The 17,280-nt window shown below is 65.9% G+C and carries 16 protein-coding genes; 3 read left to right on the plus strand and 13 right to left on the minus strand.

The window, feature by feature from the left end; all coding sequences use genetic code 11:
* Positions 1–7: 7 nt before the first annotated feature.
* The 3 genes from IGS58_RS09915 to IGS58_RS09925 are packed head-to-tail and all read left to right on the plus strand — an operon-like array spanning position 8 to position 2,086.
* A complete protein-coding gene (locus tag IGS58_RS09915; protein ID WP_230521227.1) occupies positions 8–1,153 on the plus strand; it encodes an acyl-CoA dehydrogenase family protein in 1,146 nt (381 codons plus the stop codon).
* Complete coding sequence (locus IGS58_RS09920; protein WP_034781070.1) at positions 1,150–1,638, plus strand: MaoC family dehydratase; 489 nt, start codon at positions 1,150–1,152, stop codon at positions 1,636–1,638. Before IGS58_RS09915 ends, IGS58_RS09920 begins: the two co-directional genes overlap by 4 nt.
* Positions 1,631–2,086: a MaoC family dehydratase gene (locus IGS58_RS09925; RefSeq protein WP_070256766.1), complete on the plus strand. Its 456-nt coding sequence runs from the start codon at positions 1,631–1,633 to the stop codon at positions 2,084–2,086. Before IGS58_RS09920 ends, IGS58_RS09925 begins: the two co-directional genes overlap by 8 nt.
* On the opposite strand, the gene IGS58_RS09930 is transcribed toward IGS58_RS09925, so the two are convergent.
* The 13 genes from IGS58_RS09930 to IGS58_RS09990 form a co-directional block, all read right to left on the minus strand.
* Positions 2,087–3,010, minus strand: coding sequence for a diguanylate cyclase domain-containing protein (locus IGS58_RS09930; protein WP_034781074.1), 924 nt, complete (start codon positions 3,008–3,010; stop codon positions 2,087–2,089).
* A complete protein-coding gene (locus IGS58_RS09935; protein ID WP_230521228.1) occupies positions 3,007–7,479 on the minus strand; it encodes a PAS domain-containing protein in 4,473 nt (1,490 codons plus the stop codon). The genes IGS58_RS09930 and IGS58_RS09935 overlap by 4 nt, the downstream gene beginning before the upstream one ends.
* Positions 7,480–7,712: 233 nt before the next feature.
* Complete coding sequence (locus IGS58_RS09940; RefSeq protein ID WP_230521229.1) at positions 7,713–8,078, minus strand: NirD/YgiW/YdeI family stress tolerance protein; 366 nt, start codon at positions 8,076–8,078, stop codon at positions 7,713–7,715.
* A 27-nt stretch (positions 8,079–8,105) separates the two neighbouring features.
* Positions 8,106–8,678, minus strand: a complete 573-nt coding sequence (locus tag IGS58_RS09945; RefSeq protein ID WP_034781076.1) for a prepilin-type N-terminal cleavage/methylation domain-containing protein — start codon at positions 8,676–8,678, stop codon at positions 8,106–8,108.
* An 88-nt stretch (positions 8,679–8,766) separates the two neighbouring features.
* Positions 8,767–9,489, minus strand: coding sequence for a hypothetical protein (locus IGS58_RS09950; RefSeq protein WP_230521230.1), 723 nt, complete (start codon positions 9,487–9,489; stop codon positions 8,767–8,769).
* A complete protein-coding gene (locus tag IGS58_RS09955; RefSeq protein WP_230521231.1) occupies positions 9,489–10,262 on the minus strand; it encodes an ABC transporter permease in 774 nt (257 codons plus the stop codon). Before IGS58_RS09955 ends, IGS58_RS09950 begins: the two co-directional genes overlap by 1 nt.
* A complete protein-coding gene (locus IGS58_RS09960; RefSeq protein ID WP_230521232.1) occupies positions 10,262–10,972 on the minus strand; it encodes a prepilin-type N-terminal cleavage/methylation domain-containing protein in 711 nt (236 codons plus the stop codon). The genes IGS58_RS09955 and IGS58_RS09960 overlap by 1 nt, the downstream gene beginning before the upstream one ends.
* Positions 10,969–11,703 carry a hypothetical protein gene (locus tag IGS58_RS09965; RefSeq protein WP_211550291.1) on the minus strand — a complete coding sequence of 245 codons (735 nt, stop codon included), beginning with the start codon at positions 11,701–11,703 and terminating at the stop codon, positions 10,969–10,971. Before IGS58_RS09965 ends, IGS58_RS09960 begins: the two co-directional genes overlap by 4 nt.
* On the minus strand, positions 11,700–12,116 hold the full coding sequence (locus tag IGS58_RS09970) for a hypothetical protein (RefSeq protein ID WP_230521233.1): 417 nt from the start codon (positions 12,114–12,116) through the stop codon (positions 11,700–11,702). Before IGS58_RS09970 ends, IGS58_RS09965 begins: the two co-directional genes overlap by 4 nt.
* Positions 12,113–12,784 (minus strand): hypothetical protein, encoded by a 672-nt coding sequence (locus IGS58_RS09975; protein WP_230521234.1) that lies wholly within the window; start codon positions 12,782–12,784, stop codon positions 12,113–12,115. The genes IGS58_RS09970 and IGS58_RS09975 overlap by 4 nt, the downstream gene beginning before the upstream one ends.
* Positions 12,781–14,343, minus strand: a complete 1,563-nt coding sequence (locus IGS58_RS09980) for a hypothetical protein (RefSeq protein WP_230521235.1) — start codon at positions 14,341–14,343, stop codon at positions 12,781–12,783. Before IGS58_RS09980 ends, IGS58_RS09975 begins: the two co-directional genes overlap by 4 nt.
* Before the next feature lie 21 nt (positions 14,344–14,364).
* On the minus strand, positions 14,365–15,570 hold the full coding sequence (locus IGS58_RS09985; protein ID WP_230521236.1) for a type II secretion system F family protein: 1,206 nt from the start codon (positions 15,568–15,570) through the stop codon (positions 14,365–14,367).
* On the minus strand, positions 15,570–17,273 hold the full coding sequence (locus IGS58_RS09990; protein WP_070256785.1) for a GspE/PulE family protein: 1,704 nt from the start codon (positions 17,271–17,273) through the stop codon (positions 15,570–15,572). Before IGS58_RS09990 ends, IGS58_RS09985 begins: the two co-directional genes overlap by 1 nt.
* Positions 17,274–17,280: the final 7 nt, after the last annotated feature.

Here is a 17,280-nt window from a genome sequence, read left to right on the forward strand (position 1 = left end):
AGACGACATGGACTTCCATTTTAATCAGGAACAGCAGCAATTTGCCGACGCGCTCAGGCGCTGGGTCGACAAGGATTACCCGTTTGAGACGCGGCAAAAGATCATCCATTCCGCCACGGGCACGTCCGATGCCGCCTGGGCCACCCTGGTCGAGCTGGGCATGACGGCCTTGCCGCTGCCGGCCGGCGCGGGCGGCTTCGACGGCACGGCCGTCGACATGCTGCTGGTGATGCAGGAACTGGGCCGCGGCCTGGTGGTCGAGCCCTACCTGGCCACCGTGCTGGGCGCGCGCTTTTTGACCCTGGCCGGTGGCCACGATGCCGTGCTGGAGCAGGTTGCCAGCGGCAGCCTGAAACTGGCTTGCGCGCTGGGCGAACGGCAGTCGCGCCACGATATGCATGATATCGCCACCACGGCGAGCGCCAGCGGCGACGGCTTCGTGCTCGACGGCGAGAAAAGCGTCGTTATCCATGGCGCACAGGCCGGCGCGCTGATTGTGTCGGCGCGCAGCGGCGGCGGCCAGATGGACACGGATGGCATTTCGCTGTTCCTCGTGCCCGCCGACGCGCCGGGAGTTTCCGTGCGCGACTACCGCACCATCGATGGCCAGCGGGCCGCCACCGTCACCCTCGTGCAAGTGGTGCTGGGCCACGCGGCCCTGATCGGCCAGGCGGGGCAGGGCTGGGCCGTGCTGGACGCGGCCGTGGATTACGGCGCCGCCCTGCTGTGCGCGGAAGCCGTGGGCGCCATGGACGCCATCTTCGCCGCCACCCTGGACTACCTGAAGACGCGCCAGCAGTTCGGCGCGCCGATCGGCAAGTTCCAGGCCTTGCAGCACCGCATGGCCGACATGTTCATCCATCTGGAGCAGGCCCGTTCGATGGCCATGCTGGCTGCCGCCAAGGTCGACAGCGAGGATGCGGCCGAGCGGCGACGCACGGTCTCGGCCGCCAAGGCGCGGATAGGGCTGGCCGCCACCTTTGTCGGCCAGCAAGCCGTGCAATTGCATGGCGGCATGGGCGTCACGGACGAATTGCCCGCCGCCCACCATTTCAAGCGCCTCTCCATGATCGCCCTGACCTTGGGCGACGTGGAGCACCATATCGAGCGCTTTATCGCCCAGCCGGGCTTCTTGCCGACGGAGACCGCATGACCGCATCGACTGCTATCGCACCGAAACACTGGTATTTCGAAGACTTTACGCAAGGCCTGGAAATCGACCTGGGCCAGCGCCATGTGACGGAAAAGGAAATCATCGCCTTCGCCACGGATTTCGATCCGCAGCCGTTTCACGTCGACCATGCGGCCGCCGAAAAGACCATCTTCAAGGGCGTCATCGCCAGCGGCTGGCACACCTGCGGCATGATGATGCGCCTGGTGGTGGATAACCTGCTCAAGCATTCGTCCAGCATGGGTTCGCCCGGCCTGGACAGCATCCGCTGGCTCAAACCCGTGCGTGCGGGTGACACCCTACAGCTGACCTACCAGGTCAAGGAAGTGCGCCCATCCACGTCGAAGCCGGACCGCGGCATCGTCATTTCCGTGTGGAGCGTGCGCAACCAGCATGGCGAAGTGGTGACCACCGTCGAAGGCATGGGCATGTTCGGGCGCCGTCCGGCAGGAGAAAACCATGCGTGATATCGCCGGCATCGCCGGTTTCCAGGCATTGGCGGGGCAGCACGTGGCCGTCTCCGACTGGCTCACCATCACCCAGCAGCGCATCGACACCTTTGCCGATGCCACGGACGACCACCAGTGGATCCACGTGGATGTGGAGCGCTGCGCGCGCGAGTCGCCGTACGGCTGCACCGTGGCGCACGGCTTCCTGACCTTATCCCTGCTGCCCGCCATGTTGCAGGGCGCCTTGCACATGGCCGGCATCCGCATGGCCATCAACTATGGCCTGAATAAAGTGCGCTTTCCCGCCCCCGTGCCTGTCGGCAGCCGTTTGCGCGCGCGGCTCGACATCCTCTCCGTCGACGACTTGCCGGAAGGGGCGCAAGTAAACTGGGCCGTCACCATGGAGCGGGAAGGCGACACGAAACCCGTGTGCGTGGCGGAGTTTTTAATGCGCTGCTATCCCTGATTACTCCCCCTCCGACGCGCAATACCTGTCCCGTCCCGTATGCTTGGCGCGGTACAGCAGGGCGTCGGCGGCGCGGATCAGGGCGCTGGGATCCATGCCTTCCGTGGGCATGACGCTGGCCATGCCCAGGCTGACGGTGACGTGCGGACCGACGCCTGATCTGGCGTGGGGAATTTGCAGCGCGCGCACCTCGTCGAGGATGCGCTGTGCCACCACTTCGGCCCCGTCGCGCGTTTCCTGCGGCAGCAGGATGATGAATTCCTCGCCGCCGTAGCGCGCCAGCAGGTCGGGCGGGCGCACGGCGCAGCGGCGCAGGGCGGCGCTTACCTGTTGCAGGCACAGGTCGCCCGCCTGGTGGCCATACGTATCGTTGTAATCCTTGAAGTGGTCGATATCGGCCATGATGATGGCCATCGGCACGCCGTCGCGCGCGCAGCGCCGCCATTCGCTGTCCATCGTGTCGTTGAAGCTGCGCCGGTTGGCCACGCCTGTCAGCGAGTCCGTCAGCGACAGTTCGCGCATGGCGTCGGCCTGCCGCTTGATGGTCAGCTGGCTGCGCACGCGGGCACGCACGACGGCCGCGTTGAACGGTTTCGTGATGAAATCGACGGCGCCCGCTTCCAGCGCCCGCGTCTCGTCTTCTGGCTGGTTCAGGGCCGTGACGAAGATGACGGGAATGGCGCTCAGGAGCGCCGATTCGCGCAGCGCGCTGCAGACGGCATAACCGTCCATGCCGGGCATGACGGCGTCGAGCAGGATCAGGTCCGGCTGTTGATTATGCGCAATTTCCAGCGCCTTTTCACCGCTCAGGGCGAACAGCACGTCGTGTTCCTCGCGCAGCAGCTGGTGCAGGATCTGGATGTTTTCCATGGCGTCATCGACGATGAGGATGCGCCCGTTCATGGCAAGGTTGGTCCAGCTCACTTGTTTTCCTCTCGTTTCAGCTGATCGAGCACGAGTTTTTCCGCCTCGGCAAAATTCAGCGTTTCAATCGCATGTGCCATCGCCAGTGCCGCTTCCCGGTCTGACTGTTGTATGGCGGGGTGCAGGGCGTGGAATTGCGCCAGCGCTTTCAGGTTGTTGTTGTGGATCAAGACGAGCAGCTCGGACAGGCCGGCGTGCAGGTCGAGCGGCCCGCTGCCGGGCGCGGCCGCTGCCGGCTGGCTGCGCCGCAGGGGCGAGGGCAGGGTGCGTGCCGCTTCGATGACTTCGGCCATCGCCTGTTCCAGGCGGCCCAGCAAGGCGGCCGTGGCGTGCGATCGCCCCGTTTTCAGCGTTTTTTCCGTCTCGGCGGCCAGGCTGGCGATCTGCGTGGCGCCCAGGTTGGCCGCCACGCCGCAGACGCGGTGCAGCAGTTGCGCTGCCTGCGGCGCCTGGCCGGCGGCCAGCAGGCGCCGGGTTTCCTCGACGGCGTCGCCTTGCGAATTTTCAAAGCGCTTGAGCAGGGCCAGGAAGGCGCCGTAGTCGCCGCCGAAGCGGTGCAGGGCCGCTGCCAGGTCGATGCCGGGTACCGCGGCCGGCAGGTCCAGCGTCTGCGTGGCGGCATTGCCTGCCTGGGCAGCGCCGTCGCCGCTGGCGAGGGGCGCGCGCACCAGCCGGGTCAGGGTCTGGATCATTTCGTCGACATCGATGGGCTTGGCCACATGCGCGTTCATGCCGCTGGCGATGGCGCGCAGACGGTCTTCGTCCATGGCATTGGCCGTCATGGCGATGATGGGCAAGTCCGGCAAGCCCAGGGCGCGGATGGCCAGGGTGGCGTCGTAGCCATTCATGACGGGCATCTGCAAATCCATCAGCACCACGTCCCAGGCGTCCGGCGTGCTGGTGAGCAAGTCGACGGCCAGCCGGCCGTTGGCGGCCACGGCCACGCGCGCGCCCGAGTGCAGCAAAATGTACTGCGCCACTTCCTGGTTGATTTCATTGTCTTCCACCAGCAGCACGCGCATGCCTGTGAGCAAACCCGACAAGGGCGTGGACACGGGCAGCGCGGAAGGGGAGCTGCGGCCTTCGCGCACGGCCGTCACGGCCGCCAGCAGGCGCGCCGGGGTGGCCGGTTTCGAGACGATGCCGGCCAGCATCAGGCTGTCGGCCAGGCGTTCGAGGTTTTCGCTATCCTGGTCGGCCACCAGCATGATCACGGGCGGCAGCGCCAGGAGCGCATCGGCGCGCGCCTCGGTGAGCATGGAAATGCCATCCATGCCGGGCATGGCCGCGTCGAGCAACACAAGATCGTGCGCCGGCCCGCCGCTGGCGTGGGCGCGCAGCAGCGCCAGGCCGGCCGCGCCGCTGTCGGCGCTGCGGCTGTGCCAGCCCTGCGCCGCGCACCAGTCTTCCAGCATGGCGCGCACGCTGGCGTTGTCGTCGATGATCAGCAGCGACAGGGCCTTGGGCACGCCCTTGCCGGGCGGCTCGGGCGGTGGCGCCACCTTGTCGAAGCGGCAGCTGAAGCGGAAGTCGGAGCCCTTGCCCAGCGCGCTTGTCACGCTGAGGGTGCCTCCCATCAATTCCACCATGCGCCGGCAGATGGCCAGCCCCAGTCCCGTGCCGCCGTATTTGCGGCTGGTGCCGCTGTCGCCCTGGGAAAACGCGTCGAAGATGCGTTCCTGTTCGGCCGCGCCGATGCCGATGCCCGTGTCGCGCACGGAAAACTCGAGCGTGGCGCTGGCAGCATCCTCGGCCACCTTGCCGATGGCCAGCACCACTTCGCCATGCGAGGTGAACTTGACGGCATTGCCCACCAGGTTGATCAGGATCTGTTCCACGCGCAGGGCGTCGCCGATCAGTTCGTCCGGCACGCCGGGGGCGAGCACGAAGACGGGTTCCACGCCGCGCGCCCAGGCGCTGCTGGCCAGCAAGACGCCTACGCTGTCGAGCATGCGTTCGAGCTGGAAACGGCGCTGTTCCAGCACCATCTGCCCCGCCTCGATCTTGGAAAAATCGAGCACGTCGTTGACGATATTGAGCAGTGATTGCGTGGCCATCTGGATCTTGCCGACATAGCTGCGCTCGCGCCGTTCCAGCGGCGACTCTTCCAGCAGCCGCGCCAGGCCGATGATGGCGTTCATCGGCGTGCGGATTTCATGGCTCATGTTGGCGACAAATTCGCTCTTCGCGATGCTGGCCGCCTCGGCCTTGTCGCGCGCGCGCACCATCTGTTCATTGAGTTCGTGCAGGCGCAATTCCGTGCGCTTGAGTTCGGAGACGTCCGAGGCCAGCACGAAGAAGCCCCGCACGCGGCCGCTGTCGTCGAAATCGGGGATGTAATTGGTCCACGTGTGGCACACCTGGCCGCCGGGATCGAGCAGGTCGCGCTCGAAGCTTTGCGGCCGGCCCGCCAGCACGCCCTCGACGTGGGGCGCATACACGTCGAACAGTTCCTGCCCCAGCAATTCGCTCATGTGGATGCCGGCCAGCTCGGCGCTGCTGCGGCCAAACCATTCGTTGTAGAATTTATTTGCAAATAGGCAACGCAAATCGGCGCCCCAGTACGACACCATGCCGGGCAGGTTGTCGGTGACGGTGCGGATGAAGCGCTCATTCTGTTCCAGGCGCCAGGTGGCGGCGTGCAGCACTTCGGTGGCGCGCTTGCGTTCCGTGATATCGATCGACACCCCCAGCACATGGCTGGCGCGCCCGGCATCGTCGCGCAAGACTACCTTGCGCGTGGTGAAGTGGCGCGTCGTGCCATCGGCCGTATTGATCGCTTCCTGTTCGATTTCCACCATCTGCCCCGTGGCCAGCAGCTTGCGGTCGGCGCTGACGAAGGCGGACGCCTGCTGCGGCGGGAAGAAATCGTGGTCCGTTTTGCCCAGCAATTGCTCGCGCGAGCGTCCCAGCGTCAGCTCCGCGTGGCGGTTGATCATTTCAAAGCTCAGCTTGTCGGCGCGCTTGACGAAGACCATGGCCGGGATGTTTTCGATGATGGTGCCAAACAGGTGTTTTGAACGGCGAAATTCCGCTTCGCTGCGCTTGCGCTCGGTAATGTCCAGCCACAGGCCCGATACGCCCAGCAACTGCTGTTCCGGGCCGAAAATCGGGTGATACGAGACGATCCAGTGACTCAGCTGTTCGCGCTGCTGGCCGCTATGGCCTTTCAATTCGATGTCGACAATGGGCTGTCCCGTCTCCAGCACCTGGCGCACGCAACGTTCCACCTCCGCGCGCACGGCGTCGTCGAACAGCATGGCGCCCACGGGACGGCCCAGGTGCTGCGCCACGCTGGCGCCGTTGATGGCGGCCAGGTAGTGGTTGATCATGACGATGCGCAAGTCCAGGTCCACGAACAGCATGCCGATCGGCGCCGTCGCGTACACGGTTTCCAGCAGCCGCGTGGATTTTTCCAGGGCCAGCGTGCGTTCGGCCACCAGACTTTCCAGTTGCGTGCGGTGGCGCCGCAGGTCGCGCTCCAGCGTGCCCAGGGCGCTGGCCATGTCGGCCGATTCGCGGTCCGTGTGCTTGTTCGAAAGCAAGGGTTTGCCTTGCGCCAGCGCGTGGATCTGCTGCGTCAGTTCCTGCAGGGTGCGGGCCAGGCGGCCGCCCACGCGCCAGGCCAGGGCAAAGCCGGCGGCCAGCAGCAGCGCCAGGATGACGGATCCCGTGACTACCGAGCGCAGCAGCGCTTCTGCCACCGTGCTGGTGCGCATGGTGACGGCCACCGTCCAGGCGGCGTCCGGGGCGCGGCGAAAGCCCGTATACACATCGATGCCTTCCAGGGTGGCATGGCGCAGCACGCCTTCGCGCGCCTGGCTTATCTGTTCCAGCAGGGGCGCCGCAGTGCGCTGGCCCACATAGCGCTGCGGCGCCAGGGTGCGCGCCACGTTGATGCCATCGGCATTGATGATGGCCGCGCCCAGGTAGGCTGGCAGGTGCAGCTCGCGCAGCAGCACGGACAGGTAGTCGGGCGGGTACAGGGCTGTCAGCACGTAGGCGCTTCCCTGCTTGCGTGGCAGCGGCAGATTCAGGGCCAGCTGCGGCATGCTGTCGGGCGTCTTGGCCAGGCTGGTCAGCCGCGGCTTGCCGTAGTCGCGCGTGCGCTCCATGCTGGCGGCCCATTTTTGCGGCAAGGGCGGTGGCGCCTGGCTGGCGGGCAGGGCTGTATTGATCAGCTGGCGGCCCTTGGCGTCAGAGACGATGAAGCCGCTGACGGCCATGCCCGGCTGCAGCAGGCTGGCGGCCATGGCCCGCAGGGCGCCGATGTCGCCGGCTTGCAGGGCGGGCGAATCGGCCAGGATGCGCGCGGCCATCTGGGCGCCGTTCAGGTCGCGTTCGACGGCTGCCGCGACAGCCCGTGCCGCCTGCGCCGTTTCGCTGACGACATGGTCGCGTTCACGCGTGTAGCTTTGCGCCACGAGCAGCAGAAATACCAGCGCCGTCGGAATGACCCAGGCGAGCACCAGCCATGAAATTCTTGAGCGTATCGAAGGCAAATCTTGCACCCGGAAAGCTCCCAGAATGGATGAATCGACAGGCAGGCTCACGCTGGCGCTGGCTGACGTTGAATGAAAAGATGCTAGACGAAATTGATTGTTCTGACAAGCCTAGTTTCCGGCATGGAAAAAAGGTTGCGCAAGGCATACAGAAGAGGGGTAATGCCCATCCCGCCGTGGCGGCGGGATGGCAAGGCGGCTTACTGGACCAGGGTCAGCACGTCGACATCGATTTCCGGGCTTTCCATGAAGTCTTTTTCCACTTCACCGCGGATTTCCACCCGGGTCTTGGCATCGATCTTGCGGTTCATGAAGACCTTGTCGTCGATGTCCACGCGGATTTCCGCCGTACCATCGGAGAAGGTGTATTTCTCGTTGCCCACTTTGCGCAGCAAATGGCCGCGCAGCACGACGGCCTGGTCGTCGACGGGATTTTTTAGGATGGCCGCCACATTGCTGGGCGCGGCCGGGCCGGTTGTCGGTCCCACGTATTGGGCTTGCGCGCTACCGGCCAGCAAGGCGCAGGCGGCGGCCAGGGAAACGATGAGTTTGCGGTGCAGTGACATGGTATTCCTTTGATAGTGACTGGAGGCTCAGAAAAAGACGGCGGTGCGGGGAATGATAGCACCGGCATTGCCGTAGGGCATGTTCGCCCGGACGCTGCCCGTGCTGGCCACACCATCGTCGAGTTTGCTGTCGATCTGCTCCGCGTAGCTCTCCGGCAGGTTGTCGAAGCGGATGCCGTTGCCGGCGCGGCCGCCCACTTCATCGTTGTACAGGTAGACGGCGCCGCCCTGGGCGCTGGTCATGAATTGCGAAGTGCCGTTGAACGAGCCGGTAATGAAGCCGCCCAGCGCCAGGTGCTGCGGCGCGAGGGTGAATTCGCGCGGCTGGCCATCGCCGATCTGGCCGTCGCCATTGCCATTGCCGGCCGAATTGGGCACGTGCACGGTGCCCTGGATATCGTCGCCGGGCAGGGCGCGGAACTTGTCCTGGTAGGCGTTGACGGCGGCCGTCAGCGCATTCGATTGCTGGATGATGTTTTTCACCTTGGCGCTGTCGATCAAGCCTTGCCCCTTGAGCACGCCACCGAGCAGCAAGCCGATGATGACCAGGACGATGGCGATTTCTACGAGCGTAAAGCCGTGCTGGCGGCGTGGGGGCATGGGGTTTCCTTGAAAAAAAAGTACGACAGCTTGAGATGGCAGTTTACTGCAATTGATGCCGGATGCGCATGGCCTTTCGGACAGCGGCTCATGGCGCCGCCCTTGCTTTCTTCTTGGCAAGCTCGTCGAGCCGGCGCGCGAGGAACGCCAGTTCGTGCGGGTCGCTGATCTGGCCGCTGGCGATCAGGCCGCCGATCACCAGGCGGGCGCCGTCGAGCTGGTCCATGTCTTCCAGGATGAACGCTTCCATTTCGCGCACCCACGCCGGCACATGCGGTCCTGTCGCCTGCTGGCGCAGCGCGCGCGCATAGCCGAGCGCCAGCGGCAAATCGTGTAACTGGTGTTTTGCCACCAGCACCGCCTGCGCCATGGCGGGCCAGCGGCGCTGCGGGTCGGCCGCAAAGCTGGCGGCGACAAAATTGAGCATGCGCCGCGCGCGTTGCGGGTCGGCTACGCCGGCATACACTTCGCTGGCGGCCACCAGCGCATACCGGCTGCGCGGATCGAGCGTTTGCGCCGTCTCCAGCCAGCCGGCCAGGCGGTCATAGTCGAGTTCGCGCCACGGCAGGCTGACGCCGGCCTGGTCTTCGAACGACTGCAGGTATAGCAACATGGCCTTAGCCATGGCCAGCGGTTCGCCGAGGCTGGCCAGGCGCGCCACGCCAGCCGGCGGCGCGGCGGGCAGCGGACGCGCCTGGGCGGGAGCATGCTGCTGCGCCAGGCGCCAGCCCAGCTGCAGCAGCATGCATGCCGCCAGCAGCCAGCACAGGGGGCGCGGCACCTTGGACCATGGACGCTGGGTCGCCGCCATCAGATGTTCCTGCGGTAAAAGTCGCACAGTGCGCAGCTGGCCAGCAAGGCCACATAAATGCAGGTTTGCGCCGCTACATTGGCCAGGGCTTGCCAGTCGCCCGTCGCGTACAGCAGCCACTCCGTGCGTGTAAAGGCGTCGAGGCGGGGCAGCAACAGGGCCAGCACATCGATGGCGCCGGCCATGGCGCGCTGCGGCCAGGAGTCGCCCGCTTGCGGGCCGTGGGCCAGCAGTTGCAGGCTGCCCAGCATGCGCGCCAGCAGATAGAAGCCGCCGGTGGCGGCCAGCGCAGGCAGGGCCTGCTGCAGGCTGGCCGCGCACAGCAGGCTGAAGGCGGCGACGATCCACAGTTCGCCCAGCAGCGACAGCGCCCACAGCGCGCATTGCGCGGGCGCGGCGAACAGCGCCATCAACAGGCCGAAGAGTATGGCGGGCACGGCCGCCAGCGCCCCGTAGCCCAGCAGCTTGCCCAGCAGGTAGGCGGCGCGCGGCATGGGTAGCGCGAGCAGCAATTCCAGGCCCCGGTCGGCCGCTTCGCGCGCCATGCTGGTAATAATGAAAGTGGCCAGCAGGAAAATGCTGGCCAGGCGCAGGGTGGCCGCCAGCAGGGCCGCCTGCACGGCGCCGCTTTCCGTCAGCGCCAGTTGCTGCAGGAAGCCGGCCAGGGCGGCGGCGCCGCAGGCGGCCAGCAGGAACAGCCACGGCAGGCGGCTGCGCAGCGCTTCGAGCAGCGTGTAGCGGGCGATGGTGAGGGCGGGCAAGAGCATCGGCATCAGCGGGGCAGCCTTTGCGCTGCCACCATGCGGTTGAACAGGATGTTCGGCGACACCCAGGCGACGAGATCGTCGAACTCGCCGCCCGTCTGCTGCGGGCCGCTGGCGGCGCGGCTGATGAAGGTGGTGGCGTTCGATGCATTGTTGCGCTCGTCGACATTGTTGCCGAAAGGCACAGCCTGGCGCTGACCCTGCACGCCCGTGGCGCCAAAACCGTTCTTGCCATGCGACATGATCATGGCGGGGATGTCGTTCAATGCCGTCGCCTGCAGCAGGGCGCCGCCATTGCGCGTGACGATGCTGATGTCGCGCGGTGTGGTCAGGTTGAAAAGCTGGCCGCTGTCGCTGAAGGCCGGCGTCACGCTGTAGCGGAACAGATGGTTCCAGCTGTCGCCCTGGCGCAGCCCCAGGGTGGCCCATGGCAGGAACCCGGCGCGTTTTTCGGCCGTGCAGCGCGTGCCGCGCCGGTCTTCCAGGCCACTCATGGCGGAGGCGGCGGGGCACGGCAGGTAGCCGTAGCGCAGCGCGTAGCCCGTCAGCGCTTCCTTCGCCTCATTCAGTGCCAGTTGCGTCTCGGCCACCTTGCGCTGCTCCAGCTGCACCGTCAATGGCGTGACCAGGCCGCCTATCATCAGGCCGACGATGACGAGCACGATGGCGATCTCGATCAGGGAAAAGCCGCTTTGGCGGCGCGCATGGAGGACGCTCATGGCAGGTTGCGCGCGGCGCGCATGCGTTGGTACAGGGCGGGCAAGGTAATCCAGGTCAGCATGTCGTCGAAGGCGCCGCCGGGCAGCGCGGCATTGCCGGTGGCGGGGCGGGCAATGAAACTGCGGCTGTCGCTGTCGTTGGCCGCTTCGTCGATATTGCCGCGCGCCGTATTGATCTGTGTCACGCCGCTGGCGGACGTGCCGTGATGCTCCTTGCCTTGCGAGAACAGTACGACGGGCAGGCATTGGGCGCTGACGTTGCATTGTGCCTGGCCCGCCACGAAGGCGAATTCGCCGCGCGCGTCGCGTTCGAGCACGACCCTGTTGGCGACAGCGGAAAACGAGACGATGGGCGCGCGCGCCATTTCCGGCGTGACGCTGTAGCGCAGCAGCTTGCCCCAGGCATCAACACCGTCCACGCCCAGCGCGACCCACGGCAAAAAGCCGCTGCATGCGGCATCGTCGGCACAGTCGGCTGCCCGTTCGCGCCCGTCGAGGGCGGAGGCGGCAGGACGTGGCAGCCGGCCTTGCGTAGCGGCAAAACCCAACAAGGCTTCGCGCGCTTGTGCCAGGGTGGCCAGGGTGCGCTGCTGGCGTTCGGCCTCGCCCGTGCCGCGGCCGAAGGCGCTGATCAGCAGGCTGGCCGCGCCCAGGCCCAGCACGGCCACCAGCAGCAACAGGGCGGCGCCGCGCTGGCGACGAGGGTGGCAATGAGGGTGGCGTGGCGTCATGGCGGCGTCTCCTGCACCTCGGTGACCGTGCCGCTGGCCGGATCGTAGCGCTGGCCGGGTTTGAGCAGCACCACCTGGCCGTTCGACAGGCGCAGGGTCAATGTGCCGGGCTTGCCGTGGGCAAGGCGATTGTGCGGTTCGTTCTGCACTTCCTGGTTCAGCCAGACGGTGGAGTGGCCGCTGCTGCGCTGCACCAAGCCATTCAATTCCACGGGCGGGGCGGGCGGTGGCGGCGGTGGTGGTGGCGGCGCCGCAGCCAGGGCGGGATCGGCTGGCGGCGGCCCGTAGCGCTGCGCGTCGAGCTGGGTGCGTTGCTCGGGCGACAGAAACAAGCGCCCCAGCTGCTGTGCCTGTGCATCGACAGAGAGCGCGGCGCCGGCCAGCAGCGCGCCAAGGATCAGGGTGCGCTTCATGGCCGCTCCGGCACGGGCACGCTGTTGACGGTCAGCCACAGCAGCTCGCATTCGGCGCCCAGGGCGGGCGCTGCCTGGCTGCCGGCCGCTCCGTGGCGCTTGAGCGTGCAATCCTGTACGGCGAAATAGCCGGCCTGGCGCAAATCGTCAAACAGGTTCAGCAAATCCATCTCATGCAGCAAATCCATCTGCAGGCGCATGCGGCTGCCGTGCAAATGATATTGCCCCATCTCCATGGGCAGCGGCACCTTCAGCGCTTGCTGCGGACTGATGTCATAGCTGATCGGCAGCAGTTTGCGCTGTTCCTGGCTGCGTCGGATGGCATCGATCCAGGCCAGGCGGTTTTCTTCGCCGATCAGGCCGCGCTGGCGCAGGGCCAGGAATTGCGGTTCGTAGGCACGGATTTCCTGTTTTTCCGCTTCCACGTGGTTGAACAGGGTCGCCGCCGCCGCGCGTGTGTGCTGGGCCAGGTACAGCCGTTGCGCTTCGCGCGTGCGGTAGGCGGCGCTCAGACTGAGCAGCACTACGCTGGCCAGCAAGGTCAGGGCAAAGCACAGCAGGGCGCGGCGCACCAGGCGCAGTTCGCCCAGCCACGCGGGCAGGGTGCGCGCGGGCGTGGCAGCGCGCTGCATGCCGGGCAGGGGCGGTTGCTTGACGGGGCCGCTCATGGCTGCCACTCCAGCAAGAGGGTAAACCGCGCCTGGCTGTCCGGCGCCGGCGCGGCGCTCTTGCCGGACAGGGCCGCGCTGGGACGCAGGTCGAGCGGCGTTTCCTCGATCGTCACCTGCATGCGCGGCTGGCGCGCCAGGGTTTGCGCGAAGGCCGTGATGGCGGCCAGCGCTGCGCGGTAGTCATTGTTCGGCATGGCCACGTCCGCTTCCAGGCGCAGCGCCTGCGGCGGCGCGACCGGAATGCCGGCCATGGCGCTGCCGGGCGGCGAACTCGCGGCCTGCTGCTGCGGTGGCTGGCCGCCGGCCGCGCGCGCGGGCGCCCCGCCCGCATGCCAGTGCAGCTGGCCGAGCGCAACCTGCGGCGCCTGGTCCAGCGCGGCGCTCAGCATGCCCAGCAGGCGGCCCGGTTCCGGCGCCTGGTTGGCGATCATCTGGCCCAGGGTCACGGCCACTTTCATGTTCTGCGTCTTGGCCGGCGCCGGCGGCTGCGTCGACATGACGCTGCGGTAGCGTTCCTGGTAGGACGCCGTTTCCTGAGCCAGGCGCTGCGTGCCGGCCCCGTCGGCTATGCCGCCAAGCAGATTGATCACGCACCACAGGGCTGCTGACGCGCCGATCAGCGCGCTGGCGCCATACAGCGTCTTGCGCGCGCGCTGGAAGTGGTAGTAGCGGGCCAGCGCGCCGGGCGGATAGTGGCTGGATGGCGGATGCTTGCCCAGCAAGGTCAGCAGCAATTCGTCGGCCAGCGTCGGCGTCTGGCGCAAGCCGACCCGCCCGGCGGCCAGTTGCAGGTCGATGAAGTGGTAAGCCACTTCCACGCCGTTGTCGCACAATAATTCGAGCTTGGCGATCTGCGCGGCCGGCGCCAGGATGACGGTATTCAAGACGTCGCCGCGCGCCAGCATGCGTGTGCTGGTGAGAAATTGCCGCGTTTTTTCCGTTTCCAGCGCGATATTCACGGCCACGCCGTCGAGCGCGATGGTGGCCGTCTGGCGCGAAAAGCGCAGCTGGCCTTTTTCATAATAACTTTGCCGCAAGCCGCCCGACTGCTGCGTCACCAGCAGCAGGTGTTCGTGCGCGATCGACAGCTTTTTGACCAGCGCGATACTGAGCAGGCTGGTCGAATAGATGCCGGCCACGGGCACGCGCAAGTGCTCGAGCGCCTCCGTCCACGGCTGCAGCAAGCTTGGATTGGTCAGGGCGAAAAACAGTACCTGGTCATCGTGGCGGCCCGTGCTTTCGCGGCCCAGCAGGGTGCTGCCCCGGTAGGGTGTGTCACGGTGCAATTGCTGCTTGCGCCGATCGAGCAGGGCACGGCCCGCCTTGCCACGCACGTGGGGCAGCAGATGGCGCTGGAAATCTTCCTCGATCAAGTCCGTCAGCAGGTAGGCGGGCACGTCCTGCCGCTGTGCCTGCGGATCTTCCAGCCACGCGGCGAAACCGTCCAGCCCGGCCGCGCTGGCGGGGAAGGCCTGGCCCGGGCCCAGCACGCCGTGGTTCCAGTCGTAGGCGTACAGGGTGTCGCTGGTGATGTAAAGTAATTGTTTGCGGAACACGGCGGCCTCAGGTCTCGAATCTCAAGTTTTGATCGTGCTGATGGTGTCGTAGATCGGCCCCAGTACCGACAGCATGATCCAGCCCAGCAGCAAGCCCAGGATGACCGTCATGGCCGGCTCGATCATGGCTTGCACTTTTTCAATCAATTCCTTCACTTCGCGGTTGTAAAAGTAGCTGACATTGCGCAAGGCCGTGTCCAGCGAACCCGTTGCCTCGCCCACCTTCAGCATGCGGATCACCAGCGGCGGGAAGATGCCCGTGTGCTGGAAGGCGGCGGTCACGCCGTAACCCTCGCCGATCAGCTGCGCGGCGCGGCGCAGGCCGGCCGCCACCACCTGGTTGCCGGCGATGCCTTCGGACAGGCGGATGCATTCGAGTATCGTGATGCCGGAGGCATACATCAGGGCAAAAAACGTGGCGAAGCGGGCCAGGATGATCTTGTGCAGCACGGGGCCGACCAGCCACAGCCGTAGCTTCAAGTCATCCCAGGCATAGCGGGCCGCCTCGCTGCGGCGGATGAGCGCGCGCAGGCCGAAAAACAGCAGCACGGGCAAGGCCAGCAGCAGATACCAGTAATCGATGAACACATTCGAGACAAAGATCAGCACGCGCGTATGCAGCGGCAGCTCGCCGCCCATGTTGCGGATGAATGCCGTCAGCTGGGGCACCAGATAGATCATCAGGAAAAACGTCACGGCCGCCACGACGATGGCCACGATGACGGGGTACATGACGATCTTGCGCGTCTGCGAGGCCAGCTCGTCCTGCCATTTCAAACTTTCCGACAGGTTCTTGAACACGTCGGCGATCCTGCCGCTCTGTTCGCCCGCCAGGATCAGGCTGGTGAATGTGGCGTCGAAGATGTCGCCATGCTGGGCCAGTGCGCCCGACAGGGGCAAGCCGCCCTCGATGCTTTCGATCAGATCCGTGACGACTTCGCGCAGGCGCGGGTGGTCCGTGCTTTCGCGCAAGTCGTTCAAGCCTTCCAGGATGGGCACGCCCGCGCCCGTCAATTGCTCCATGTGGAAGCAGAAATTGATCAGGTCGCGGCGGTGGATGATCCGCTTGCCCAGCAACACCAGGTACTGGCCCGTGATCTTGCAGTCGATCAAGTCGAGCTGCATGCGGTGCAGGCGCGCTTCCAGGTCCGGCACGTTGGCCGCCTCCATGCTGCCGGGAATCAATGCGCCGCTGGCATCCATGGCGCGGTAGACATATTGCGCCATCAGGCCAGCCTTTCCGTCAGGTCGACCACGCGGCCCACTTCTTCCAGTGTGGTGACGCCTTCGAGCACGCGGCGCATGCCGTCGTCGACGATGCCCTTGAAGCCGGCCGCGCGCGCCGCGTTCTTCAGTTCGCGGCTGCTGGCGCGGCGCGCCGTCATCTCATCGAGTTCGGCCGTCATCTTGAGGATTTCCATGATCGCCAGGCGGCCCTTGTAGCCCTGATGCGCGCAGCGCTCGCAGCCCACGGCGCGGCAGATGGAGACGGGCGCCTCATCCGTGGCCAAGCCCAGCAGGCGGCGCTCGACGTCGTCGGCAATGACGGTTTCCTTGCAATGCGGACACAAACGCCGCACCAGGCGCTGCGCCACGATGCCGATGATGTTGCCGGCCATGATGTCGGGCAGGATGCCGATGTCGAGCAGGCGCGCGACGGAACCGATGGCCGAGCTCGTATGAAGGGTGGAATACACCTGGTGGCCCGTCATGGCGGCCGCAAAGGCCATTTCCGCCGTTTCGCGGTCGCGGATCTCGCCCACCAGGATGATGTCCGGGTCTTGCCGCATCATCGAGCGGATGCCGTCGGCAAAGCCCAGCTTGACGGATTCGTTGACGGAGGTCTGGCGTATCATGTTCATCGGATACTCGACCGGGTCCTCCAGGGTCATGATGTTGACGCTTTCCGTATTGATATGGTTGAGTATCGAATACAGGGTGGTGGTCTTGCCGCTGCCCGTCGGGCCCGTCACGAGGATCACGCCGTCGGGGCGCGCAATCATCAGTTTCAGCAAGTTCAGTTCCGCGTCGGCCAGGCCCAGGGCGTCCAGCGGGACGATGCCTTTTTGCCGGTCCAGCACGCGCAGCACGACGTTTTCGCCATGCGTGGTGGGCTGCGCCGAGGCGCGGAAGTCGATTTGCCGCCCGGAAAACTTGATGCTGATGCGGCCATCCTGCGGCGCGCGCGCCTCGGCGATATTCATGTTCGACATCACCTTCAGGCGCACGGCCATGGCCGGCCAGTACGATTTGTGCAGGCTGCGGATTTGCCGCAGGATGCCGTCGATGCGGTAGCGGATGCGCAGGAACGACTGTTCCGGCTCGAAATGGATGTCCGAGGCGCCGTTCTGCACGGCATCGGCCAGCAGCGCATCGATCAGGCGCACCATGGGTTGGCTGTACTCGTCCGATGGCGACGCCATGCTTTGATAGCTGACTTCGCCCGTTTCGATTTCGTGCAGGATGCCGTCGATCGACAGCTCGAAACCATAGTACTGGTCGATGGCGCGCGAAATGTCCGATTCGTTGACGAGCACGGTGGAAATCGTGATGCCCTTGACCAGCATGGCGCTGATCTGGTCGAGCGCCACGATGTTGCTCGTGTCGGCCATGGCCAGGATCAGGTTGTCCGCCTGCCGTTCATACACGATGGGAAACACGCGGTAGCGCTTGGCCACGTCTTTCGGGATCAGTTTCAGGGCGATGGCGTCGACCACCAGGCTGGACAGATCCGCGCTGACCTGTTTCAGGTTTTCGCTGAGGGCCTCGCGCACGGTGGCTTCCGTCACAAAACCCAGGGTGATCAGCAGCTTGCCCAGCGGTTCGCTGCTGCGCCGCTGCTCGATCAGGGCGATGCGCAGCTGGTCTTCGCTGATCACGCCTTTCTGGATCAGCAGCTTGCCGAGGGGAAGTTTTGCCTGTTCTGCCATGTGGTGC

Origin of the sequence: Janthinobacterium sp. EB271-G4-7A (assembly GCF_020858075.1) — a bacterium.
Taxonomy (GTDB): domain Bacteria; phylum Pseudomonadota; class Gammaproteobacteria; order Burkholderiales; family Burkholderiaceae_D; genus Janthinobacterium; species Janthinobacterium lividum.